General features: G+C 61.4%; 21 protein-coding genes. 9 read left to right on the top strand and 12 right to left on the bottom strand.

The window, feature by feature from the left end:
• Window positions 1-55: 55 nt before the first annotated feature.
• Entirely contained in the window at window positions 56-1,150 is a 1,095-nt protein-coding gene (locus MF4836_RS02175) for a hypothetical protein (protein ID WP_153050179.1), read from the bottom strand.
• Complete coding sequence (locus MF4836_RS02170) at window positions 1,116-1,418, bottom strand: hypothetical protein (RefSeq protein WP_153050178.1); 303 nt, start codon at window positions 1,416-1,418, stop codon at window positions 1,116-1,118. The genes MF4836_RS02175 and MF4836_RS02170 overlap by 35 nt, the downstream gene beginning before the upstream one ends.
• 408 nt (window positions 1,419-1,826) lie before the next feature.
• Here MF4836_RS02170 and MF4836_RS02165 point away from each other — a divergent pair, with 408 nt between their 5' ends.
• From MF4836_RS02165 to MF4836_RS02155, 3 genes are all read left to right on the top strand, one after another.
• Window positions 1,827-3,365 (top strand): cryptochrome/photolyase family protein, encoded by a 1,539-nt coding sequence (locus MF4836_RS02165; RefSeq protein ID WP_078468886.1) that lies wholly within the window; start codon window positions 1,827-1,829, stop codon window positions 3,363-3,365.
• Window positions 3,362-3,496 carry a DUF2256 domain-containing protein gene (locus MF4836_RS02160; RefSeq protein WP_078468885.1) on the top strand — a complete coding sequence of 45 codons (135 nt, stop codon included), beginning with the start codon at window positions 3,362-3,364 and terminating at the stop codon, window positions 3,494-3,496. Before MF4836_RS02165 ends, MF4836_RS02160 begins: the two co-directional genes overlap by 4 nt.
• Before the next feature lie 192 nt (window positions 3,497-3,688).
• Complete coding sequence (locus MF4836_RS02155) at window positions 3,689-4,033, top strand: hypothetical protein (protein WP_078468884.1); 345 nt, start codon at window positions 3,689-3,691, stop codon at window positions 4,031-4,033.
• A gap of 66 nt (window positions 4,034-4,099) precedes the next feature.
• Here MF4836_RS02155 and MF4836_RS02150 read toward each other — a convergent pair whose 3' ends face one another.
• Both MF4836_RS02150 and MF4836_RS02145 read right to left on the bottom strand, forming a co-directional pair.
• A complete protein-coding gene (locus MF4836_RS02150) occupies window positions 4,100-4,822 on the bottom strand; it encodes a transporter substrate-binding domain-containing protein (protein ID WP_078468883.1) in 723 nt (240 codons plus the stop codon).
• An 81-nt stretch (window positions 4,823-4,903) separates the two neighbouring features.
• Entirely contained in the window at window positions 4,904-6,499 is a 1,596-nt protein-coding gene (locus MF4836_RS02145; RefSeq protein WP_078468882.1) for a hypothetical protein, read from the bottom strand.
• A 318-nt stretch (window positions 6,500-6,817) separates the two neighbouring features.
• On the opposite strand from MF4836_RS02145, the gene MF4836_RS02140 reads away from it, so the two are divergent.
• Window positions 6,818-7,453, top strand: a complete 636-nt coding sequence (locus MF4836_RS02140) for a LysE family translocator (protein ID WP_078468881.1) — start codon at window positions 6,818-6,820, stop codon at window positions 7,451-7,453.
• A gap of 106 nt (window positions 7,454-7,559) precedes the next feature.
• Here MF4836_RS02140 and MF4836_RS02135 read toward each other — a convergent pair whose 3' ends face one another.
• Window positions 7,560-9,626, bottom strand: coding sequence for a sensor histidine kinase (locus tag MF4836_RS02135; protein WP_161955725.1), 2,067 nt, complete (start codon window positions 9,624-9,626; stop codon window positions 7,560-7,562).
• Between the two features lie 94 nt (window positions 9,627-9,720).
• On the opposite strand from MF4836_RS02135, the gene MF4836_RS02130 reads away from it, so the two are divergent.
• Together MF4836_RS02130 and MF4836_RS02125 are read left to right on the top strand one after the other, a co-directional pair.
• On the top strand, window positions 9,721-10,404 hold the full coding sequence (locus tag MF4836_RS02130) for a response regulator transcription factor (RefSeq protein WP_078468879.1): 684 nt from the start codon (window positions 9,721-9,723) through the stop codon (window positions 10,402-10,404).
• Between the two features lie 244 nt (window positions 10,405-10,648).
• Window positions 10,649-13,462, top strand: a complete 2,814-nt coding sequence (locus MF4836_RS02125; RefSeq protein WP_078468878.1) for an autotransporter domain-containing protein — start codon at window positions 10,649-10,651, stop codon at window positions 13,460-13,462.
• 122 nt (window positions 13,463-13,584) lie between these two features.
• Here MF4836_RS02125 and MF4836_RS02120 read toward each other — a convergent pair whose 3' ends face one another.
• Window positions 13,585-13,938 carry a hypothetical protein gene (locus MF4836_RS02120; RefSeq protein WP_238596113.1) on the bottom strand — a complete coding sequence of 118 codons (354 nt, stop codon included), beginning with the start codon at window positions 13,936-13,938 and terminating at the stop codon, window positions 13,585-13,587.
• Between the two features lie 128 nt (window positions 13,939-14,066).
• The gene (deoC, locus tag MF4836_RS02115) at window positions 14,067-14,750 is read right to left on the bottom strand and encodes a deoxyribose-phosphate aldolase (protein ID WP_078468876.1); all 684 of its coding nucleotides are present in this window, start codon (window positions 14,748-14,750) and stop codon (window positions 14,067-14,069) included.
• A 115-nt stretch (window positions 14,751-14,865) separates the two neighbouring features.
• Here deoC and deoR point away from each other — a divergent pair, with 115 nt between their 5' ends.
• On the top strand, window positions 14,866-15,636 hold the full coding sequence (deoR, locus tag MF4836_RS02110; RefSeq protein WP_078468875.1) for a DNA-binding transcriptional repressor DeoR: 771 nt from the start codon (window positions 14,866-14,868) through the stop codon (window positions 15,634-15,636).
• Window positions 15,637-15,656: 20 nt separating this feature from the next.
• On the opposite strand, the gene MF4836_RS02105 is transcribed toward deoR, so the two are convergent.
• The 5 genes from MF4836_RS02105 to MF4836_RS34850 form a co-directional block, all read right to left on the bottom strand.
• On the bottom strand, window positions 15,657-16,730 hold the full coding sequence (locus MF4836_RS02105; RefSeq protein WP_078468874.1) for an aldose 1-epimerase family protein: 1,074 nt from the start codon (window positions 16,728-16,730) through the stop codon (window positions 15,657-15,659).
• Window positions 16,727-18,058 carry an L-fucose:H+ symporter permease gene (gene fucP / locus MF4836_RS02100; protein WP_078468873.1) on the bottom strand — a complete coding sequence of 444 codons (1,332 nt, stop codon included), beginning with the start codon at window positions 18,056-18,058 and terminating at the stop codon, window positions 16,727-16,729. The genes MF4836_RS02105 and fucP overlap by 4 nt, the downstream gene beginning before the upstream one ends.
• 69 nt (window positions 18,059-18,127) lie before the next feature.
• On the bottom strand, window positions 18,128-19,048 hold the full coding sequence (gene rbsK, locus MF4836_RS02095) for a ribokinase (RefSeq protein ID WP_078468872.1): 921 nt from the start codon (window positions 19,046-19,048) through the stop codon (window positions 18,128-18,130).
• 210 nt (window positions 19,049-19,258) lie between these two features.
• Complete coding sequence (locus tag MF4836_RS36045) at window positions 19,259-19,522, bottom strand: PAAR domain-containing protein (RefSeq protein ID WP_078468871.1); 264 nt, start codon at window positions 19,520-19,522, stop codon at window positions 19,259-19,261.
• Window positions 19,494-20,033 carry a hypothetical protein gene (locus MF4836_RS34850; protein ID WP_153050177.1) on the bottom strand — a complete coding sequence of 180 codons (540 nt, stop codon included), beginning with the start codon at window positions 20,031-20,033 and terminating at the stop codon, window positions 19,494-19,496. The genes MF4836_RS36045 and MF4836_RS34850 overlap by 29 nt, the downstream gene beginning before the upstream one ends.
• Window positions 20,034-20,506: 473 nt before the next feature.
• Here MF4836_RS34850 and chrA point away from each other — a divergent pair, with 473 nt between their 5' ends.
• Window positions 20,507-21,865 carry a chromate efflux transporter gene (gene chrA, locus MF4836_RS02085; protein ID WP_078468870.1) on the top strand — a complete coding sequence of 453 codons (1,359 nt, stop codon included), beginning with the start codon at window positions 20,507-20,509 and terminating at the stop codon, window positions 21,863-21,865.
• Window positions 21,866-21,970: 105 nt separating this feature from the next.
• The gene (locus MF4836_RS02080; RefSeq protein ID WP_078468869.1) at window positions 21,971-22,912 is read left to right on the top strand and encodes a GGDEF domain-containing protein; all 942 of its coding nucleotides are present in this window, start codon (window positions 21,971-21,973) and stop codon (window positions 22,910-22,912) included.
• Window positions 22,913-22,985: the final 73 nt, after the last annotated feature.

Raw genomic sequence — 22,985 nt, 5'->3', positions numbered from 1 at the left:
CCCAAGACAGCTTATCCAGCCGCAAAAACCAAACCCCTGACCGGCTGAAGGGGGATTATTTCTCCTGCTTCACTTTGAAGCACTCGGGTAACAAGGCTTGAATAAATGCTTGTCTGGCGGCACCTGCACCATCGCCTGTGTGCACCTTCTGCGCCTGATCACCCAGGGCATTGATACAGGCACTGACAACCACCGCTGAAGCGACAGTTTTTTGTGCCTCGGACACGTTCTGCGCAGCCACGCCGGTTGAAAAAACCTTGCCGACTTTAACCTTCACACCATTATTTCCATTGGTGTCGGTGCCCTGGACCTTGGCAGTCTCTGCACCGGTATCGGCGTCGAACGAGCCATAGACCGAAATGGCGTCTCGTTTCTGGATACTGGCCAATTTCTCAAGGGCGCCCTTAACTTTGTCAGTGATGCGGGCGAAATTCGTCAGGGCAATTTGGGACGCAGCGTTTGCCTTGTCATATAGCGCTTTGGCATCATTTCCGCCTCCAATTATCTGATTATAACTTTTGTCATTATTGCTCAACGTAACGTACTTTCTCTCCACTTCGCTTTGCGTATCTGGCGGAGTACAGTCGATGAGGTTTTTATAGTTATTTTTCATAGGCTCATTTGGGTAGAACTTTTTACAGACGCCTGTACCCAACTCTGCTTTAAATTGCTCAATCATCGCCTGCAAACTTTGTATTTCTGTCCAGTCGGCTTTGGCCTTACTGGTCGTCTTGATACCGTCTTCCTTCAGTGAGAACGCTTCGAAATACGTTTTCATATCCACCGACTCTTCCGGCGTCAACAACTGAGTGGCACCCGCCGCGCTCGCCTGAGTTCCATAGATCCCGTAGATTTCCTTGATTTCATAGAGATCCTTATCGTATTTATTTCCAGGTTGCATGGCCTTGTCCAAATGCGGATTAGAGACCGCGACAGGCGCATAGGCGGCGTCCAGGTCCTTATAGCCGATCACGGCTTCCATGGATTCCGGCTGCGTAGGGGCGACCCCAAGCTTCACGCCAATCACGTGGGAAGATGTATAGACCAAGGGCGCTTGCTGCAAGGGGGCACACCCCGCTCCTGCCCCTGCCACCACCAAGAGCATGGCCCTGGTATTAACGAACGCTGACTTCCTTGTTTGTACAAACATATTCAGGATCCTTTTTCTGAAATGAGAAGTCTCGATTGGCGGGGCCGCCAGCAATAGATATCAGGAGGCAGGTGCCGCCGCTGATATCCTCTACCACTACTTGTTCAAACACCCCGTAACCCAGCGTCAGTGATTGATTGGAAAAGCCAAGGCCCAGGGTCTCACTTTGCACGTACAAGGGACGCTCAGTGGCGTCAATGTGGATATAGGAGATGCCCGGCATCCAGCGGGTTTCGACATTGCCGCTCTCGCCGATAATATGAACCACCGTGCAAGAGCACGTCAGCGAGATGGAAAGTATAAGTAGCCACCTGAGCATTAAGTGCATTCCAAGCCTTCAACATTTCGAATGAATGAGGGGGCCATACAAGCTGTTATAGGGATGCTCTTTTTTTCAGGTAGGGCATTCTGCCATCAGCGTAGCCGGGGCTTTTCAGTTTGCAAGGCAGGCCTTGCCAGGCCATCGACCGCTGTTACGAGCTACAGACCTGGCTGAGGGTGGTTCCTCAGGCACCGCGGAACAATCCCGTTTCCTGCGCAAAGCTCTATGAATAACCTATACATAAATATATATTTGTATAGATTTTAGACGATAGAACCACAGCGTATCCGGTGTTGCGCCCCCTCTTCCCGCCCGGATGACCTTCCGCTCACCCGACACTGGCTGGATCCACCCATGAATACGACTCGCCGACTGTGCCTGGTGCTGGGCGACCAGTTGTCCTTTGACCTGGCCTCGCTGCAGGGGCTGGATGCGCAGCGCGACACGGTGTTGCTGGTGGAGGTGATGGAGGAAGCCAGCCATGTACCCCATCACCCGCAGAAGATCGTGCTGATTTTCAGTGCCATGCGCCATTTTGCCCAGGCGTTGCGCGAGCGGGGTTTGCGGGTGCAGTACGTGACCCTGGATGATCCGCACAACACCGGCTCGGTGCCGGGCGAATTGCGCCGCTGGCAAGCGCTGTTGCAGGCTCAGGTCCTGTGCCTGACGGAGTGCGGCGACTGGCGCCTCGAACAGTCGATCAAGGACTGCGGGTTTAGCGTCGAGTGGCACGCCGATACGCGTTTTATCTGTTCCCGCAGCGAGTTCGCGGCCTGGGCCCAGGGCAAGAAACAGCTGCGCATGGAGTTCTTTTACCGTGAGATGCGGCGCAAATGCGGGCTATTGCTCAATGGCGACGGCAGCCCGGTGGGCGGTGCCTGGAACTTTGATGCGGACAACCGCAAGGCCCTGCCCAAGGGAACGAAGGCGCCCTACCCGGCGCGGTTTGGCACGGACTCGATGACCCGCGAGGTGCTGGAGTTGGTGGCCGCACGCTTCTCCAGTCACTACGGCTCCCTGGAGCGCTTCGACTACCCGGTGACCCACGCCGAGGCCCTGGCGCTGTGGGAGTACTTTCTGGATTTCGGCCTGGCCGGGTTTGGCGACTACCAGGACGCCATGGCCAGCAACGAACCGTTTCTGTTTCACGCACGCATCAGTGCCGCGCTGAATATCGGCCTGCTGGATGTCCGCCAGGTGTGCAGCGATGTGGAGGCGGCGTACTGGTCGGGCAGGATTGCCCTGAATGCCGCCGAAGGCTTTATCCGACAACTGATCGGCTGGCGCGAGTACGTGCGCGGCGTGTACTGGCTGAAGATGCCCGACTACGCCCAAGGCAATGCCTTCGGCAACCAGCGGCCGCTGCCCGAGTTCTACTGGACCGGCGCCACCCGGATGAACTGCATGCGCCAGGCCATCGGCCAGAGCCTGGAGCATGCCTACGCCCATCACATCCAGCGGCTGATGGTCACCGGCAACTTTGCCATGCTGGCCGGGATCGTGCCGAGCCAGATCTGCGAGTGGTACCTGGCCATCTACATGGACGCCTTCGACTGGGTCGAACTGCCCAATACCCTGGGCATGGTCATGCATGCCGATGGCGGTTACCTGGGGTCCAAACCCTATTGCGCCAGTGGCCAGTACATCAAGCGCATGTCGGATTACTGCCGCGACTGCGCGTACAACGTCACGCAAAGCACGCAAGATACCGCCTGCCCCTTCAATGCGCTGTACTGGCATTTCCTGATGCGCCACGGCGACCTGCTGCGGGGCAACCAACGCATGGCCATGCTCTATAAAAACCTCGACCGCATGCCGGAGGCCAAGCAGCAAGCGCTCTGGCAACGCGGCCAGCATTTGCTCGCGGCCCTGGACGCCGGGGACCCGCTGTGAAAAAGAGCGAACTGCCGGTCAAGACCTGCGCGACCTGCGGGCTGCCCTTTGCCTGGCGCAAGAAATGGGCGCGGTGCTGGGATCAGGTGCGCTATTGCTCGGAGCGCTGTCGGCGGCACAAAGCCCGGTGAGTGTTGCTGCGCCGACAAAGGCGAATCGTCGCGACGATGCCTTGGGGTGGGCGCCTGAGACGCCCATCACCCTGCGCCCGGGCTGCTACGCTGACATTCTCACCGGGGCTGGCGCTGCCCCAGGGCGCTGCTGATGGCCCCTGAGTGGGATTGGCGCCGGCGTTCGACGCCTACACTTGAGGCCTATCGACTATGCAGAAACTCTGGAATCGCTATCTGGAACTGCTGGAAAACGATCTCAGTACGCAGATCTTCGACAACGTTAAAAACCTGATCGTCTGCGCCCTGCTGTTTGCCGCGGGGACCGATGCGCTCAGGGGCACCCATGACCTGTTCCTGGGCCTGCTGGTTTCCAACATGGCAGGCTGGGGCCTGATCGGCTTATCGGCCCTGTTGTGGCTGCTCAATGTCAGTGATGGGGTTCGACGGCTGGCCAAGCTGGAATATCACCTGGCGCTGCAACTGGGCCTTATCGTGATCTACCTGGTGGTTGCGGAGCGCATCGTGGAGATGGTCTGGGGGTTTCGCTCACGCTGAGGGGCAATGACCCCGGCCTGACAACCCGCCGTTGGCGTGGCTGGGTGTCAAGCCGGAGCGTCGGCCCTAGGGCACCGTGACCTCGGCTTGCCCACTCGCCGCCAGTGCGGCGTGGACAAATCCTTCGGCCTTTTTGCGCTCGACGAAGGCCCTCACATACGCCGCCCCTGCCGCTCGCTGGCGAGGCACGGCCAGCGCCTGGCGGATCGCGGTGAACGCGCCTTCCAGCACCCGGTAACGCCCATCGGCAGTGGCAACCTTTTGCAGGGGCTGGCGCACGCCGGCGGCGGCATCCAGGCCCTGCTCGAAGAACAGCTCCACGGCCGCCGCGGAGGTCTCGGCCCGCTCCAGTTGTGCGTACTGCAAGGTCCGACTGAGGAACAGGTCGTACGCCGCGCCCCGGCCGACCGCGAGGCGCAGCCCGGGCTGATCCAGATCTTCGACCTTGAGGTACGCCGAGTCGGTCGCAACCAGGTAGGTGCCTTCGATCATCACGTAGGGTTCGCTGAACGCGATCTGCTGCTCGCGCACCGGCTCGATGGCCAGGAAGGCCAGGGTCCAGCTGCCCTCCTCCAGCGCGGCAAACACTTTGCCGGCGGCGTCGAATGTCAGCATCTCCAGACGCACCCCCAGCTCCTCGGCCAACGCCTTGGCCAGGGCCACGGAGACCCCGTGTAGCGAGCCATCCGGGTCCTGCTGCGCCAGTACCGGATTGCCGAGATTGATGGCCGCGCGCAGCACGCCGCCAGGGGCCAGGTCTTGAAGAACCGCAGGGGTGATTGCACTCATGATTTGCTCCAGGAGATCAGGTTGGGGTCGGGCCTTGTGTGCATCAGGCGTTCTGGCAGTTGAGTCATTCGAGGGCCTGGCTCAATCGTCCAGGGCTTCCTCGATCAAGGGGTCCAGTGCGACACGCGCCTCGGCAGTGAGGGGTGCGGCGAGGAGGTTGACCGCGTCGATCACTTCGTCGCGTTCCAGGGTGTAGAGGAAGCCATGCTTGCGATTGAGCCCAGCGATCACCTCGAGGAACGCGGCGATGGCCGCGGTGACCCGCTGGCTGTAGGCCCCCTCGTCGACCCGGACGGTTTCAGCCTCGCGCACCTGGCGCAACGCCGCGATGTAGGCCGCGTGCACCTTCTTGACCAGGGCCGGGGCAAATCCTTCGCGACCGTCCCAGTGCCGCAGCGGGTTGTCGAGGTTCTCCGCCAGCCATTCGGGCTTGCGCGGCTTGCTCAGTGTCAGGTCCACCTGCGGCGCCTTCTTGTACGCCTTGCGCACCGCCGCCGCGACGTCTGCCGGCAGGCTGTCCAGGCTCAGGCTGGTCAGGCTTGGCAGCGCAGCGGGTGCGGGGAAATCATCCGGGCTGTAGCCGAACAGGTCACAGAACCACAGCGCTTCGAGCTTCGGCAGCTCGCTCAATGATCCTAGCCCGCTCAGAGTCCCGGGGGCGCCGAACAAGTGCAGGTATTCGATGTGGGGGAAGGTGTCGATGACTTCGGCCAGGTCAAGTTCGCTCACCTTGGCCACAAGCAGCCCGCGCAACTGGTCGAGCCCGTGCACTGCCGGCACCGTGCCGGTGGCCTGCAACGAGATCCAGCGCCCGTTCTGTGTGGCCACCACGGTCAGCATGGGGCGCACATCAGGTGCCGGCTGGCTGAGCGCATCCACCCGGTCGTCGATGGCGCCGAAGCGCTTGACCGCGCCCTGGCCGTGGACGATCAGGGTGGTCAGGCTCTTGGGCAGGACCAGTCGCTCAAGACCTTCGATGTCGATCACCAGCCGTTCAAGGGAGGTGGCCGAGAAGTCGAGCTCGCGCTGATCGTGCTTGAGCAGCGACAGCTCGGTGACCAGGGGCGCGCTGCACAGAAAAGGGATCAGGTCGTCGCGCCAGGCGTGCAGAAACACCTGGTGCAGCAGCGGCCAGGCACGCAGTGAGGCCATGTTGAAATCGCCGCTGATGCGGTAGGCCGCGTCATCGCTGAAGCGCGACGCAGACCTGACGCGCATCTGCATCGGCTGGTCGTTGTCGGCACAGAGGAGCCCCGGAGCAGTGACCAGAGCGTCGCTGTCCAGGCTGGCCTTGAACGCCTGGGTCAGCTCGCCGGGCAGCGCATTCCAGACATACTGGCGGGCGATGAGATCGCCGAAGCCCCAGCCGCCATAGCTGTTGGATTCGCTGCTGCCTCGCAGCGGCAGGTTGCCGATACTGCAATACGCCACGGGCACGGGCAGGGCCAGGTGCATGACGATTTCCTGATCGTTCCAGAACATGAAGTTCTTCACGAAGCGCGGGGCATCCGCCACGTCATCCAACGTCGGCATCTGCTCGCCGGTCCAGTCCAGCAATGCCACCGTGACCTGCTGCTTGTCGCTGTCGAGCGCCAGGATCTGGCACGCGCCAAAGCGGCCAATGCGTTCGATGGGAAAACCCAGCACGTCGCCAGGTGCCGGCATCTGCTTTGCCATGGATGAAGTCCTCGATAAAGGCGCCGTCCTCGCGCCCGAACCGGCGAGTCTATAGGGCCGGCTTTTCAGTGGCGAGACCCGCCGGTGGCTGATGGCCAGATACCCACAAAGCCGCGCTGCCGATGGGCTTGGCGCGGCCGGCCAAAGCTGATCGCCGCGCTGTATGTCGTTTTGTTGATGAATCTGTATCTAACGCACGGCTGTCAGGCGCCCTACTATCGGCGCGCCATCGAGTCGACTGCTTCGGCGCTGGCCAATACCGCCAGGTAAAGGTTCGGCGCAGCACCGATTCCCTTCAATGCCTTCAGGAGTCACGCCATGCCCGAACTGTCCAACCTCATCGCCTACGGCCTGATCTCCCTCGGCATGGTGCTGACCCCGGGGCCGAACATGATTTACCTGATCTCACGCTCGATCTGCCAGGGACGAATGGCCGGGCTGATTTCCCTGGGCGGCGTGGCGCTGGGTTTCCTGGTCTATATGCTGTGCGCGGCCCTGGGTATCACCGCCTTGCTGCTGGCGGTGCCCTATGCGTATGACGCCCTGCGCCTGGGCGGCGCGCTGTACTTGCTGTACCTGGCCTGGCAGGCAGTCAAGCCCGGCGGACGCTCCGCGTTTCAGGTCCGGGACCTGCCTCAGGACAGCCCGCGCAAGCTGTTCACGATGGGGTTTGTCACCAACCTGCTGAATCCCAAGGTCGCGGTCATGTACCTGTCGCTGATGCCGCAGTTCATCGACCCTACCGGCCACGGCTCGGTACTGGCCCAGTCCCTGGTGCTGGGCTCGACCCAGATCGCCATCAGCGTGAGCGTCAATGCGTTGATCGCGCTTATGGCCGGCTCCATTGCCGCCTTCCTCGCCAGTAAGCCGGTGTGGCAGTTGGTGCAGCGCTGGCTGATGGGCACGGTGCTGGCGGGCCTGGCGGTGCGTATGGCGTTTGAAGGGCGGCGTTGAAGCGGGTTGCTGGAGGTGGGTGCCTCGCCCCCTGATTCGGCCCGCCCCTGACCGCCCGCATACGACTGCCGGGCGCTCGGCAATGGGTCATGAACGCAGCCGGGGGCTACCCATACACATCGCTGGCAACGGCGGTGATCGCTGTTTGAGCGGGCCCCTGACGCAATTGCAAACGCATCCGAAAGCAGATGCTCCCCTGCCCGCCTGCCTCCAGCAGTTGCACATCCCCGTCATGCAACTGCGCGATCCGTTGCACCATGTATAACCCCAGGCCCGCGCCCGAACTGCGCTGGGCCTGCTGGCCACGGTAGTACTTGTCGAACAGGCGTCCGCACTCCTGCTCGGGGATGGCCTCGCCGGGGTGCCGAATGCTCAGGCAGATGGCCGAATCCTGCTCGGAAAGCTCGAACTCGATCTGTGCCCCGGCCGGGGCATGGCGGTCGGCGTTGGCCAGCAGGTTGCGCACGGCCACGTGCAATAACCCGCTGTCACAGATAAAGGGCCGCTCGGGCAGCGTGCAGTTGAAGCGGATCCGCCCCGGCTCGAACCCGGCCAGCACATCCTCGAACAGGGCTCTGAGGTCGCAGCCCTTGAACTGCGACATCGGCTGCACGTCGGCCATTCGGTCGTGGGTCAGGTAGTCATCCACCAGCGCCAGCAGGCGCGAACCGGCCTCGCGGATGTTCTGGCAACGGCGCTGGCTCTTGTCCACGGGCGCATCCAAGTGTTTGGCCAATTGCTGCGCCGAGGTATTGATGATGGCCAGCGGCGTGCGGAACTCATGGGACACCATCGCCACAAAGTCATTCTGCTGGGCGCGGATATGCTGTTCCTGCTCCAGGGCCACGCGCAGGTCCTGCTCGAGCAGCACGCGTCGGCCGATTTCCTCACTCAGCTGGCTGACCCGCACAGCCACCAGGGATTCAAGCCTCGCGTTCTGCTGCAAGGTCTGCCTGGCCGACTCGGCTTGCGCCTGCAGCTTGTCCTGCTTGAGGCGGTTGTAGTGGCTGATGATGCGCAGGCTCATCAGCGCCATATGAATCAGGGTGCCCGCCGCGGCGGCATTGTCGGTCCAGAAGGTCGCCGGCACGTAGCCCAGGTTGCGCAGGAAACTGATCACCACCCCGGCGTAATAGATGCCGAACGCCAGCAGGTAAAAACGTGCCGGGCGATGGCCGCGCACCAGCAGCCACAGGGCCATCCCGATATACAACGGCACCAGCGACAGCGCGGTGAGCTGAACGATCGGCATGGCATCGCGGTAGTGCCCGGCCATGACGATCAGTGCCGCAGGCCCGCAGAGCAACCAAGCCAGGGTGGCAAAGCCTCGGTGCAACCTGGGGTAGACCTGAGGCAAGCCCAATTGACGCCCGGCGAACACCACGCCAATCGGCACTCCCACCGCCAGCGCTACCCCCAGTAATGGATCGCTCAGGCTCACTGGCAACCTGAAAAGCTGCTGAGGCAAACCGGCGGTCAAGGCCTCGACCGCCACGCAGCAACTGACGTAACTCAGGTACCAGCCACTTTCCGGTGCCTGGGTCATGCGCCAGAACACACTATGGAAACCGATCAGCATCAGGTAAACGCCGAAATACAGACCGAAACCCAGGTACTCGTGGCGACTCATATCGGAAAACAGCTGGCGCGGTGCAAATTCCAGGCTGACCGACATGGCGTTCTTGGTCTGCAGGCGCACCAATAGCACTTTGACCTCGCCCTGGCGCAACTTCAGAGGAAACACCGCCGAGCGGTAGTCGATGGGCCACTGGCTGCGCGCCAGATCCTCACCGGCTTTCTGCTCCTGCCAGGCCCCCTGTTTGTCGCGCTGGTACAGACGCACATCGTCGAGCAGGGTATTGCTCAGGCGCATCACCCAACGGTGTTCGCCCGGGTCCTGGGCCTCGACCTGCACTTGCAGCCAGACCGTGTTGGTGGTGTAGCCCGCGCTCAAGCTTTGCGGCAGCGCGCGCCAGGCCGGGGATTGCTCGGCCTCGGTCGGCGTCAGCCCCCCCGAGGGGTCGTCCAGACGCTGCAAATAGCCCTTGGCATTGGCCGGGGCCGTGGCCGCGCCCAGCAGCAGAACCTGGGCCTGAGCCTGGGCGGTGACTGCGCAGAGCAGGAGCACTGACAGCCAACCCAGCAGGTTTTGCAGGATGGCGCGCTTTGCCACAGCCCTCAGGCCCAATCGATCAGCACTTGGATTCACTCAGTTTCACTCAGAAAGACCCGCCTCAAAAATGATGGCGCTTTGATACAATTATGCCATGACCCCGCTAATTCTCCTTGAAGATGAACCCGTACTGGCCGTGGAACTCGACGAGTTCCTTGCGGAGCATGGCTACGTCACGACCACGGTGGGCAGCCTGGCGCAGTTCGAGCAGTGTTTCGATGCCCAGGTTCATCACCTGGCGATCATTGACCTGGGCCTGCCTGACGGTGACGGGCTGCAGTTGATCCGGCGCTTGCGCCAAGCCGGGCATCGGCTCGGCATCGTCGTGTTTACCGCGCGCGGCAGTGTGCCCAGCAAGATCGCCGGACTTGGCGAGGGGGCCGATCATTACCTGAGCAAGAACTGCGACCTGGACGAATTGGCAGCGGTGCTCGATGCCCTGAAATGGCGTCTGAACCTGGACCGCAGCGAACAGCCCTGGCTGCTCGAACTTGGGCCCCGACGCCTGTTGGTCCCGGGCGCCGGCCCGGTGCGCCTGTCACAACAGGATCTGCTGGTATTGCACTGCCTGATGCGCCAGGCCGGCAGCAACGTCAGCCGGCAAAGCATCGTCCAAGCCCTGGGCCAGGACTATCTGGACTATGACCAGCGGCGACTCGACTCGCAGATGCGACGCCTGCGGCGCAACATCGAGGAAACCTCCGGGCAGATAGTGCCGATCAATACCCTGCGCAACGCCGGGTATTGCTTCTACGCGCCGGCCAGCATCCGGCCCTAGCCCCACGAAACCTGTTCAACATCCCCCCCGATGCAACCTCTAGCCGCTGCCGAGGCACGAGCCTGCGCTGGCCGGCGTGGTCGTCGTGGGGTGTCAGGTGCAGATGGGTTGCTTGGACGGGCCAGCGCGGCCTGGCAGCAGCGGCTACAAGGCGCTCAGATTTGCTCAGTTTGCCGGCCAACGCTTCCGTTAGATTGCCTCGGTCTGTCACCTAAAGCCCAAAGAGGCTTCTTCGAGGAATCGAATGAACACTGCATTTCGCATTATCTGGAGCCACACGCGCCAGGCTTTCGTCGTGGTCGACGAACTCACCAGCGCCCGCGGGAAACGCAGCGCCAGCCGTCTGCTGCTGGCCGGCGCGGGGGCCGGACTGCTGGCCGTCGCCGGCCCGGCCATGGCTGCGCCCGCCTGCTCAGGGACCACACCAACCCTGTCCGGGGTCGCCTTGACGTCGACCTGCTCCATCGAAGGCGGTGCAAGCCTCACCGTGAACGGGGACAGCTCGATCACCACCGCCGGCACCAACGCCATCAACACGGCAACGACTCCCGGCTACTGGAGCACCATCAGCAATGGCGGCTCCATGACCTCGGAGAATGGCACCGCGATTGCGATCGGCGCCGGCAGCGGCACCTCCATCACCAACCAGACCGGCGGCAAAATCAGCGGCTATGACAACGCGATTGTCTTGAGCGGAGGAGCCTCCAGCCTGAATCTGGGGGCCATCGCCAACTTCGGAAGAATCACCGCTGTAACCAGCACCGGCTCGGCCGTGAACATACTCAAGGGCGCCGCGCTCTACTCCATGCTCAACCGCGGCACCATCTCCGGCGGCACCGGGGTGAACCTGAACGGCGGCACCATCCGCACCGACCTCTATAACAGCGGCGCCATCACCGGCGACCGATTCGGCCTTCAGGTGACCAATGGCAGCAAGGTGGAAGGGGTGATCGAAAATACCGGGTTGATTGGCGGCAAAACAGCCGGCATCAATCTGGCCCTCGATGACGACGGAGGCTCGGGCACCGGCTCCGTTGGCTGGCTGATCAACTCCGGCACCATCAAGAGCGATACCGGAATAGCCGTCCAGGTGGATAAGGGCGAGATCACCGGAGGCATCTCCAACGATGCAAGCGGCATCATCACCGGCGCCATCGGCATAGCCTCGCAAGGCACCAAGATCAACGGCCCGATCCTCAATAAAGGAGTCATCCAGGGCACGGCGGTGGGTATCAGCGTCGACGGTGGTTCAGTCAAGGCAATCGACAACAACACCGGCGGCAGAATCGCCGGCCAGGCCTACGGCATCATCCTCACCAACGGTGCCACGATCGATACGATCACCAACAGCGGCATCATCGGCGGCGCCCTGAACTCCATCAAGGTCGACTCCGTCACTTCAGGCAGCCTGGCCAAGCTGGTTATCGACGGCAATGACACCGCTCGCTTCATGGGCGCCGTCGACGCCAAAGACACCGATGTGCTGTTGCGCAAAGATGCGACCTATACCCTCACCGGCGGCGAAGCCTTCACCATCAAGAGCTTCTCCAACGACGGCACGCTGCGGGTCGCCTCCAGCGCCGGGGTCACGGCCAACTTCAACGGTGACTACTCGCAAACCGGCAACGGCACCCTGAAGATCGGCGTGGCCGACGATAACCACTTTGGCAAGTTGGCTGTAAGCGGCACCGCGACCTTGCAAAGCAACGCGAACATTGTGGTGGACGTCAGCAATGCCAGCACCAAGTTCAACGTGTCGCACATGGACAAGGTGTTCAGTGCCGGCACCCTGGTCAGCGACGGGACCTTTGCCGTCAGCGACAACTCACTGCTGTTCGATTTCGGCGCGATCAAGAACGGCAATGCCATCGACCTGACCCTGAAGGCGGCGGCCACCACACCGGTCGATCCGGTCGATCCGACCAACCCAACGGACGGCCCGGGCCCCAGCGTCGAACATGTGGTCAACCAGATGGGCAACTCTCCAGCCGGCCCGGCTGCCCGTGCACTTGACCGGACCTTTGCGCAAAACCCCAACGGTGAACTGGCCAGCCACTTCGTCGGCCTGACCACCGGGCAGCAAGTGTCCGACGCCGTGACCCAGACCTTGCCCCTGCTGACCGGCGGTACCAATGCGGCCACCAGCAGCACCCTTTCCGGCATCAACCGGGTGATCCAGGCGCGGCAGGCCAGCAACAGCGGCTTGTCCTCCGGTGACGCTCCGGCGGCTGAACAGAACCTGTGGATCAAGACCTTCGGTTCGTGGGCCGATCAAAGCGAGCGCAGCGGGATCTCCGGATTCGACGCCAACACCCAGGGCCTGGCCATTGGTATCGATGGTGCCTTCTCCGAGCAGGCGCGCCTGGGTGTGGCCTTCGCCTACGCCAAGACCGACATCGACAGCGACTCCCATGTCGCCCCGCAAGACGCGCAGATCGACACCTTCCAGCTGATCGGCTACGGCAGCTACGCACTGGCCCCGGACACCGAACTGAACTTCCAGGTCGACGCCGGCAAGAACCGTAACCAGGGCAAGCGCCACATGCCGTTCGCCGACGCCACCGCCAAGGCCGATTACGACAGCTACAGCGCCCACGCCGGGGTTGGCCTGGGTCACACACTGCGGTTCACCGACACCATGACCTTCGTGCCGTCGGTACGTGCCGACTACACCTGGATCGGTGATGAGTCCTATCACGAGAAAGGCGCCGGGGCGCTGAACCTCGACGTCGACAGCCGTGACGCGCATGAACTGGTGCTGAGCCTGGACGGCAAGCTCAATTACAACCTGGGCAGCAACACCGTGCTCAGCGCCAACCTGGGCGTGGGTTACGACGTGCTTAACGAATCGACGTCGATCTCCTCGACCTACGCCGGCTCACCCACCGCCGCCTTCACCACCCGTGGCGTGGACCCCAGCCCATGGCTGGGCCGCGCCGGCCTGGGTTTGACCCACACCCTGGATAACGGCACCGAAGTCAGCGTGAACTACGACGCCGAATCGCGCAGCGATTACCTGAACCAGGGTGCGTCGGTGAAATTGCGCTGGGCGTTCTAAGCGCCAGGGCAAGCCGCAGCAACAAAGGCCACAATTTCGATTGTGGCTTTTTTATTTGCGTGGATCGGCTTCGCACACTGGAGCGCGCCCTGTTTACCGAGCCACGAGTCACAGATCGCCACTCATGCCGGGCCGCCATAATAACGATACAAATCGGCATCGGGCCAAACCTCGTCATAGGCGCTCAACACGCTGGTCAGCGCTTGACTGCGCGGATCCACGGAAGACTGAAGCACCGCACTCACGTAGTCCCTGAGCTCGAACCACTGCAGCTCGCGCATGCAGAACGCAACGGCTTCGAACGGCGCGTTGCCGACGTTCAATATCAGCTTGAAGCGCTCCACAAATCCCGCCCGACACTGCGGGTGCCGTTTTACGAAATTCAAGATATCGATGAGCGTTGCCTCATAAGACCGCTCCCCTTCCTCGCCAAAGGCAGACTGCGCCTGCTGGCACAGCCGATCGAACTGATCCATTAGCGGTTTCATCATGTTCCTGACGGTCGTTGATTGGCGTGGGGATCACGGTAACAGGCTCGGCAACGAAAAAAGGAGCCGAGGCTCCTTTTTTCAAACATCGACAGACGTCGAAGGTGCTGGCGAAATCAGTAACCCGCCCCGCCCTCCGATTTGCCACTGACAATGCTCACTCCCGAACTGGTGCCCAGGCGAGTGGCGCCGGCCTCGATCATGGCCACTGCAGCCGCGTAATCACGCACCCCGCCCGACGCCTTGACCCCCATCTGCGGGCCGACAACGCGGCGCATCAGGGCGATGTCTTCGGCGGTGGCGCCACTGCGGCTGAAGCCGGTCGAGGTCTTGACGAAGGCCACCCCCAGTTCACGGCAGATTTCACAGGCGCGGATCTTCTGCTCCTCGTCCAACAGGCACGTTTCGAGGATCACTTTCAGCGGCACCGAGCCGCAGGCTTGATGCACCGTGGCGATGTCGTCGCGCACCGTGTCCAGCAGCCCCTCTCGCAACGCGCCGATATTGAGCACCATGTCGATCTCGCCCGCACCTGCGGCAATTGCCTGTTGGGCTTCGAAGGCTTTACTCTCGCTCAGCCCGGCGCCCAGCGGGAACCCGACCACAGCGCAGACCTTGACCTTCTGCCCGCTGAGCAATTGAGCGGCATAAGGCACCTGGCCCGAGTTCACGCACACGGAATAGAACCCGTACTCCTGCGCTTCTTTGCATAACACGGCGATCTGCTGCCGCGTCGCGTCAGGCGCCAGCAAGGTGTGGTCGATAAACTGTGCAAGTGCTGCGGGTGTGATTGAGGTCATGAAATCCGTTCCTGGTGAAGGAGCACGATGGGCGTAATACGTTAGAAAGCTCGCCCAACAGATGTTAATATAATACCAACAAATGATGTAATTACAACATTACTAGCCGATCGGAATGCCTGTGGAAAGCAAACAATCAGAACGCATCAAACTGATCCAACAAGCCCTGCAGGACCAAAAAGCGATCCACCTGCGGGAAATGGCCGCGTTGCTGGAAGTCTCGGAAATGACCCTGCGCCGGGATCTCAACCGCTACCCGGACAAGTTTCATCTGCTCGGCGGACATATCACCCTGGCCTTCGACCCGGCCGACGCGCCCGACTACAAGGTCACGGAACAGGGCACCCGCCACGTGGAAGAGAAACGCCGCATCGGCAAGCTCGCGGCTGCATTTATCAAGAGCGGCGACACGGTGTTCTTCGACTGCGGCACCACGGTACCTTTCGTGATTGATTTCATTGCCGATGAACTGGAGTTCACCGCGGTCTGCAACTCGCTCAACGTGCTGCTCAAGCTGCAACAGAAGCCCAACTGCACTATCGTCCTGTGTGGCGGCACCTTCCATCGCAAGAACCAGGTGTTCGAGCATGCCGACGAGAGCAGCATCCTCGACAGCGTGCGCTTGACCTGGGCCTTTATCTCGGCCGCAGGCGTCAGCGAAACCTTCGGCGTGACCTGCTTCAACTTCAATGAAGTCGCGGTCAAGCAGAAGGTCTTGCGCCAGGCCCAGCACTGCATGCTGCTGGCCGATCACAGCAAGTTCGACGTCGTGCGCACCGCCCATTTCGCCACCCTGGACCAATTCAACGTGGTGGTCTCCGACAAGAAACTGCCCAAGCCTTACCGCGAACTGATCACCCAATACGGCGCGCAGTGGGTGGTCTGAACCACCCTCGCCGCCGCATATCAGCCGCCCAGTTCATCCCGCAGGCGGCGCCGTTCTTCAGCCGACAGGTAGCCGGTGGTCACGTTGAACACTGCGCGTTGCCCGCCCGCCAATGAGCGCACATGGCCTTTGGCTTTTTCCGCCAGGTAGCCCTCGGGTTCGCAGGTGGCCGGCAAGACGAAGGCGGCCACGCCCTGGTCGGCGTTGTGCAGGATCCAGCGGGTGGCATGGGAGAACTGATCGGGTCGGTAGCGGGTGTAAAACGCCGGGCCTGCTGGGTGGTCCAGCAGAAAATGCGCGTTGCCCGCGGTGTCGGCCGGGACTGCGTCGAAGAAACAGACGATTTCCGGATCATGCAGCGCGGGGGTGTCCAGGGTGCTCAGGCGCGAGGGATCCTGGCTCAACTGCGCCATGTAGGCCGACCACTCGGGGGTCGGCTTGACGTGGGCCGGCACGCTGCTGCGCACCCGCGCCCGGGCTCCGGCCAGGGGCTCGACCAGGCTGCCACCGGCAATGTAGGCGTAGTTCATGTGGGCCATGTACATCAACTCCATGGCCTTGCCCGCAAGGTTGGTGACCGCCATGCCGATATCAAATAGCCCCGAACCGGCACGCAGGGTCAGGGTCGGGGTGGCCCGGTAATGGTCGCCAAAGCCCTGCACATACTCGTAGTCGCCACTCAGACGCAGGTACAGGCCCGCAGCGTCCTCGCCGACTTCGAGCCAGGCCGCGTCCATGGGCGCGCAAGGCATTTCGCCATGCAGCGGGTGGGTATCCTCGGGGGCCGGGCAACCGTTGCGCAGCAGACCAGCGTGGAACATAAAGCAGCCGTAGGTGCCGATTACCGTAGGGCTGGGCCTGGGCTGGCTGAACATATTGCGCATGGTCAGGTCGCAGCCATCGAAGGTCGCGGACCAAATCATCTGCCCCTGATAAGGCAGGGCCACCACTCGGCCACGGGCGTTTTCCAGCGCCAGGGCCTTGACCCCACTGGGGTAGGTCCAGGCCAGCACGCGGAAGTCGGCGGATTGCAGCAGGGTCTTTTCCACCCCGCTGAACTGCTCGGGAGACAAGGCCAGGGTGAAGGCATTCATGAGGCCACCACCGCACCGGCCCGAGGCTGCGTGGCGCGACTGTGGCGCATGCAGGAATAGGCGTAGGCGACAATCACCACGAAGCACAGCAGGGGCACGCTGTAGGCCAGTTGCATATTGCCGTGGGTGGCATCTGACAGCAGACCCTGGAACACCGGAATCACCCCGCCGCCGACGATGCTCATCACCAGCAGCGAACCGCCGACGCTGGTGTCTTCACCCAGCCCTTCAATCGTCAGGCCGTAGATGGTCGGCCAGCACGGCCCGAGGAAAATGCTCACCGCCACCGCCGCGTACACCGCGCTGATGTTCGGCACCAGGATGGTGTAGGCCAGCAGGACAATGGTCAGCACGCCGTAGATCGCCAGGACCTTGGCCGGGTGCAGCTTGCGCATCAGCAGGTTGGCGATCATCTTGCCCACGAAATAAGCGGCAAAGGTCGTCAGCAGGAACCATGACGCGCTGCGCTCGTTCATTCCGCCCATCTGCATCGCCAGGCGAATGGTGAAGCTCCACACCCCGACCTGGGCCCCCACATACAGAAACTGCGCCAGCACCCCGAAGGTAAAGCGCGGGTTGCGCGACAGGCGCACCAGGCTCTGGCCGAGGCTGGGCTTTTTCACGTCTGACTTGGCATTGCCACGGCACGCGGGGAAACGGGTAATGGCAATCAGGATGAACATCAGCACCAGCACGGCGATCATCCATTTGTACGGCAGCAAGGTCGACTGGATCATTTCCAACTGCTGGATGGCCGCCTCCGAGGCGCTCATCTGGGTCAGCTGTTCATGGGTGGCGTCGGTGTCCTTGAACATCACAAAGCTGCCGACATACACCCCGGCCATAGCCCCGAACGGGTGGAAGGTTTGCGAGATGTTCAGGCGTCGGGTGCCGGTTTCACGCGGGCCCATCAGGGTCGAGTAGGTGTTGCAGGCGGTTTCGAGAAACGACAGCCCGCACGCGATCACAAACAGCGCCATCAGGAACATGCCGTAGGTCGCGGTGGATGCCGCAGGAAAGAACAGCGCACAGCCCGCCATGTAGAACATCAGGCCGACCAGAATCGTGCTTTTGTAGCCGAAGCGGCGCACCACCATGGCCGCCGGAATCGCCACGAAAAAGTAGCCCAGGTAAAACGCCGATTGCACGAAGGCGGTCTGGAAATCGCTGAGCAGGAAGGCTTTCTTGAAATGGGCGATCAACACGTCATTCATGCTGGCCGCGGCCGCCCACAGCGCGAAAATGCTGCACAGCAGCAAGAACGCGAACCAGGGCGTGCGGTTGAGGTAGAAACCATCGGGGGTCTGTTGGAGCGGGACTTTTGTCATTGTTATTCTCCGTGGGATTCAGGGCGCATCAGCGCCACGCGGGTGTGGCCAACTGCGGTGAGCGTGGGATCAACGCTCTTCAAAAAACTCGGCGAACCTGGCCGCGTCGGGGTAGGAACTCTGGGTGCCGAGGGCGGTGACCGAGCAGGCGGAGTACGCCACGGCCCGGGTCATGGCTGCACGCATGTCGCCCTGCTGAGTCCAGTAGTGCGCAAAGCAGCCGATAAAGGCGTCACCGGCACCGGTGGTATCCCGGGCCACGACCTTGCGCCCCGGCACGTGAAACTCACCCTCCTCGCCCACATACAACGCGCCCTGTTCGCCCAGGGTGACGATGACGTGGCGAATGCCCTGGGCGGCCAACTCCCGGGCGGCAAGCAGCGCGCTCTCGGGGCCATCGACCGCCTTGCCGGTGATCAATGCCAGTTCGCTTTCGTTGGGGATGAAAAAGTCCAGCTGCGCCAGATGCTCGCGGCTTAGCCCGGCGACGGCGGGGGCCGGGTTGAGCAACACCGGAATGCCGTGGCGCTTGGCAAATTCGATGGCGTAGTAGACGGTCGCCAGGTCGATTTCCAGTTGCAGCACCATCAGCCTGCATTCACGCAACGCCGCTTCTGCGGCGTCGATATCAGCCGGCTTCAAATGCGCGTTGGCGCCTTTGACGATCAGAATGCTGTTATGGGAATCGCTCTGCACAAAGATCGGCGCCACGCCGCTGGAGACGCCCGGCACCCGCGTGACATAGCGCGAGTCGATGGCATGGCGCTGAAAGTTGGCCAGGGTGTTATCGGCGAACATGTCATCCCCCAGCTTGGTCACCATCAACACCCCGCTGCCAAGCTTGGCCGCCGCCACCGCCTGATTCGCGCCCTTGCCGCCACAGCCCATGGCGAACCCCGGGGCCTCGAGGGTCTCGCCCTGCTGCGGCATCCGGTCGATATAGGTAATCAAATCCACCATGTTGCTGCCGATGACCGCGATCTTATTCATGGATATCTTTACCTTGTGCACGTCGTGGCAAGCACCACAGCGTTATTATTTTTGTTATTTAAATAACATTTGATGTGACTATTCAACCTTTTTCTTGTTGCTGCGCGAAAATTTCGCGCCGCCGGCAGAAACAAAAACGCAGCCCGAAGGCTGCGTCATGCAGGGTGTTGCGGTGGCGGTGTGAGCTAAAAGGCATTTTGAGCGGCGACTCTACCCAGCCCAAGTCAACCTGTGTTGGCAGGCAATCAACCGGGCGCCACAGCTTGCAACATCACCCTCGCGCGCAGGTGCCCTGCCGTTGCCGTGCACGCCATTGCCTGCTGCCTGGATTGCCACCATGCCGTGTGTGGGGCATGCCAGCGTATCTCCTTGGCCGGCTACCGGAATGCCGTTGGCGGTGAAACCAGTCGTTGCCGTGTGTACGGCGCCACCATGGCTACTGGAATCACCAAGGACAACCCATGGGTGAGTCATGCTCGGTCCTCGTGTTGTGGATCTTGCGCGGGTGTAACGACTTGTCCAGGGCAGACCTTTTCTTTGACTCGGGTGTCGGGATCGGGGCGCCAGGTTGTTTTCGCGATCGTCGCGGTTTGGCCGGGGACGTTTTCACCGTCGGTAGTGGCGGCCAGTCGCTGGCGGTGGACAGCGCAGGCACCGGCTTGCCAGGTAATCCCGCTTCGCGAATGATTTTCGGCCAGCGCGGCTCCCAGCACAGAAGCAGCGAAATCCAGTGACCTGCGGCATGCAGCAACAGGACTGGCGATACCAACGTGACCCACAAGATGACCTGGCGCCGCATTCCGGCCTGCCACAGTGGCTTGAAAAAACTCCACGGCGCCAGCAATGACAACCAGAGCCAGGGAATCTTGCCCAGCAGTTTCTTCGGCTGGGGCACGGACTGTGGGCCTTCCTCCATATAACGGCGGATAAACTCCCTCAGATTGACGATATCGCTGGTGCCATCGGCCACCTTGCCAACAAACATCAGATGGAGGTGCGGGAGGCCGGTGACGGCGGGGTCCCAGGCCAGTACCAGTTGCCTGCCGATATTGGCCGCTTCGTCCTCGCCTACCGCAAATCTGATCCAAGGCCAGGGTAGTAATGCCGCCAGCGTAGCGTGGGCGATGCAGATAGACTTGGCGGGTAACGCGGTTAAAACGGATTAGTAGGCGGCGTTGGACGAAATTTTCCGGGCTGATCAAATGCCAAGCGAATCTCTGGTTCTACAGCCGGGGGCAATGACCAGGGCGCAGGGCTGGGGCTGACCATTGTGCAAGCGATTGCCTTTCGCCTCGGCGGACAGATCCGGCTGGAAAACATCCAACCCGCGGGGCTGCGCGCAACCCTCGAAATGTCACTGACTTAATCCAGGCTTCGACGACCACCCCGTAGTGGCCGCCGGCGCCATGTTCGACGGTGTGCTCACCGAATATGTGTGTGCAGAACAGGAGCAAGCCGATGAGCAAGGTTTTGGCACCCACCGCTGAGCACCCACCGTCGAGGCCGGGAGCCGTCAGCCTTCGCGAGGCATTCTGGTTTTGGTTGCGGCTCGGGTTCATCAGTTTCGGCGGGCCTGCGGGGCAGATTTCCACCCTGTACGAGGAGTTGGTGGAGCGGCGACGCTGGATCTCCGATCGACGTTTTCTGCATGCCCTCAACTACTGCATGTTGCTGCCCGGGCCGGAGGCGCAGCAGTTGGCAACCTACATCGGCTGGCTGATGCATCGAACCTGGGGCGGGGTCATCGCGGGCGTGCTGTTCGTGCTGCCCTCATTGTTCATCCTGATCGCGTTGTCGTGGATGTACATCGCCTTCGGTGAAGTGCCTGTGATGGCCGGGTTGTTCTATGGCATCAAGCCTGCCGTGACCGCGATCGTTGCCCAGGCCGCCCAGCGGATCGGCTCTCGGGCCTTGAAAAACACCTGGCTCTGGGCAATAGCCGCGGCCTCATTCACCGCCATCTTCGCGTTCAATATTCCATTCCCGCTGATCGTTGCCGGCGCGGCACTGCTCGGCTATGTCGGCGGACGCCTGGCGCCCGAGAAGTTCAGAGCAGGTGGCCATGCCACGAACAAAAGATCCTTCGGGCCAGCCTTGATCGATGACGACACCCAGCCCCCGGAGCATGCCCGGTTCAGCTGGATGAAACTGGCATCGCTGGTGCTGATCGGCGCCACCCTCTGGGCCGTGCCCATGGGCATTCTGACCGCGCTCTTTGGCTGGGAAGGCACCTTGACCCAAATGGGCTGGTTCTTCACCAAAGCGGCCTTGCTGACGTTTGGCGGGGCTTACGCGGTGCTTCCGTATGTCTACCAGGGCGCGGTCGTTCACTACGGCTGGCTGACACCGGCACACATGATCGATGGCCTGGCATTGGGCGAGACGACACCCGGGCCACTGATCATGGTCGTGGCCTTCGTCGGCTTCATCGGGGCCTATGTCACACAAGTGTTCGGCAGTGAGCATGTGTTTCTGGCTGGAGCCGTCGCCGCCACCCTGGTGACCTGGTTCACCTTCCTGCCCTCGTTTCTGTTTATCCTCGCCGGCGGACCGTTGGTGGAGTCGACCCACAACGAACTCACGTTCACCGCCCCCCTCACCGCCATTACCGCAGCCGTGGTCGGGGTGATTCTCAATCTGGCGTGCTTCTTCGGTTATCACGTGCTTTGGCCACAGGGAGTGGGCGGCAGCCTCGATTGGCCGTCAGTGCTGATCGCGATTGCAGCGGCCATTGCCTTGTTCCGGTTCAAGCGGGGAATCATTCAGGTGCTGATGGCGTGCGCACTCGTCGGATTGGCGGTGCATCTGCTGCGCTGACAGCGGCAAAAAAAACCGTGCGCTCCGGCAGCAACTACACTGCAAAAAACGCAGTTCCATTGGTTGCAAACGGATTCGATCCCCCTTGAAAACAGCGAATTTCGCATGAATATTGAAATTCTCAAACAGGCTGTCATGGACTCAAGAGATGGCATTACCATTTCCGACAACAGCCTGGATGACAACCCATTAATCTTTGTAAACCCGGCCTTTGAGCGTATGACCGGCTACTCGGCCGAAGAAATAACCAACATTAACTGTCGCTACCTGCAAGGCAACGACCGAGAACAACCAGAACTGGACATTGTTCACAATGCCATCAGCCAGGGTGAATACTGCCTGGTGACCTTGCGCAACTACCGTAAAGACGGCGCCATGTTCTGGAATGAACTAAGCATCTCGCCCATCCACGATGAGACTGGAGCGGTCACTAACTTTATTGGCATTCAAAAAGACGTCACCTCTCGAGTCCTGATCCAGCAACAGTTACGCGATGAACATCAGTCACTCGAACAAATGAAAATGCACTTCGAACAGCTGTCTATAAAAGACGGGCTGACCGGCATTTACAACCGCCGCTTCTTTGATACGCAGTTGGAAATCCAATGCAAAATTGCCTGCCGCAACGGCGACTCGTTGACACTGGCCATGATCGATGTCGATCACTTCAAATCCTTCAACGATCTTTATGGGCATCCAGCGGGCGATAAGGCGTTGATACGTATCGCGGACAGTTTGAGTCATACCTTCCAGCGCGGCTCTGACTTTGCAGCCCGCTATGGCGGCGAAGAGTTTGTCATCCTCTCCAACGGCATGACGCACGACCAGGCCAAGTTGTATGTCGAATCGCTGTGCCAGCGTGTACGGGATCTGAAAATACCGCACTGCGCGTCCACCTCGGGCTATTTGACCATCAGCATCGGCTTTTCGGTTCAGACCTTCGGCCCGCTGCAACCGTCCAGTGCCTTAGTGGCACAAGCCGACAAAGCGCTTTATAGGGCTAAACAACGGGGCAGAGATCAGTTTTTTCAGTTTCTAGACGTTTGATACCCGCTGCAAAGGACAGTGTTGGCTGACTGTCCTTAGCCACTCAGCCCTCTTCCACACCGCGCACGGGTCA

Origin of the sequence: Pseudomonas sp. MF4836 (assembly GCF_002018875.1) — a bacterium.
GTDB lineage: Bacteria > Pseudomonadota > Gammaproteobacteria > Pseudomonadales > Pseudomonadaceae > Aquipseudomonas.
Note: the sequence above shows the minus strand (reverse complement) of the source record. Positions and strands in the feature narration are given on the sequence as shown.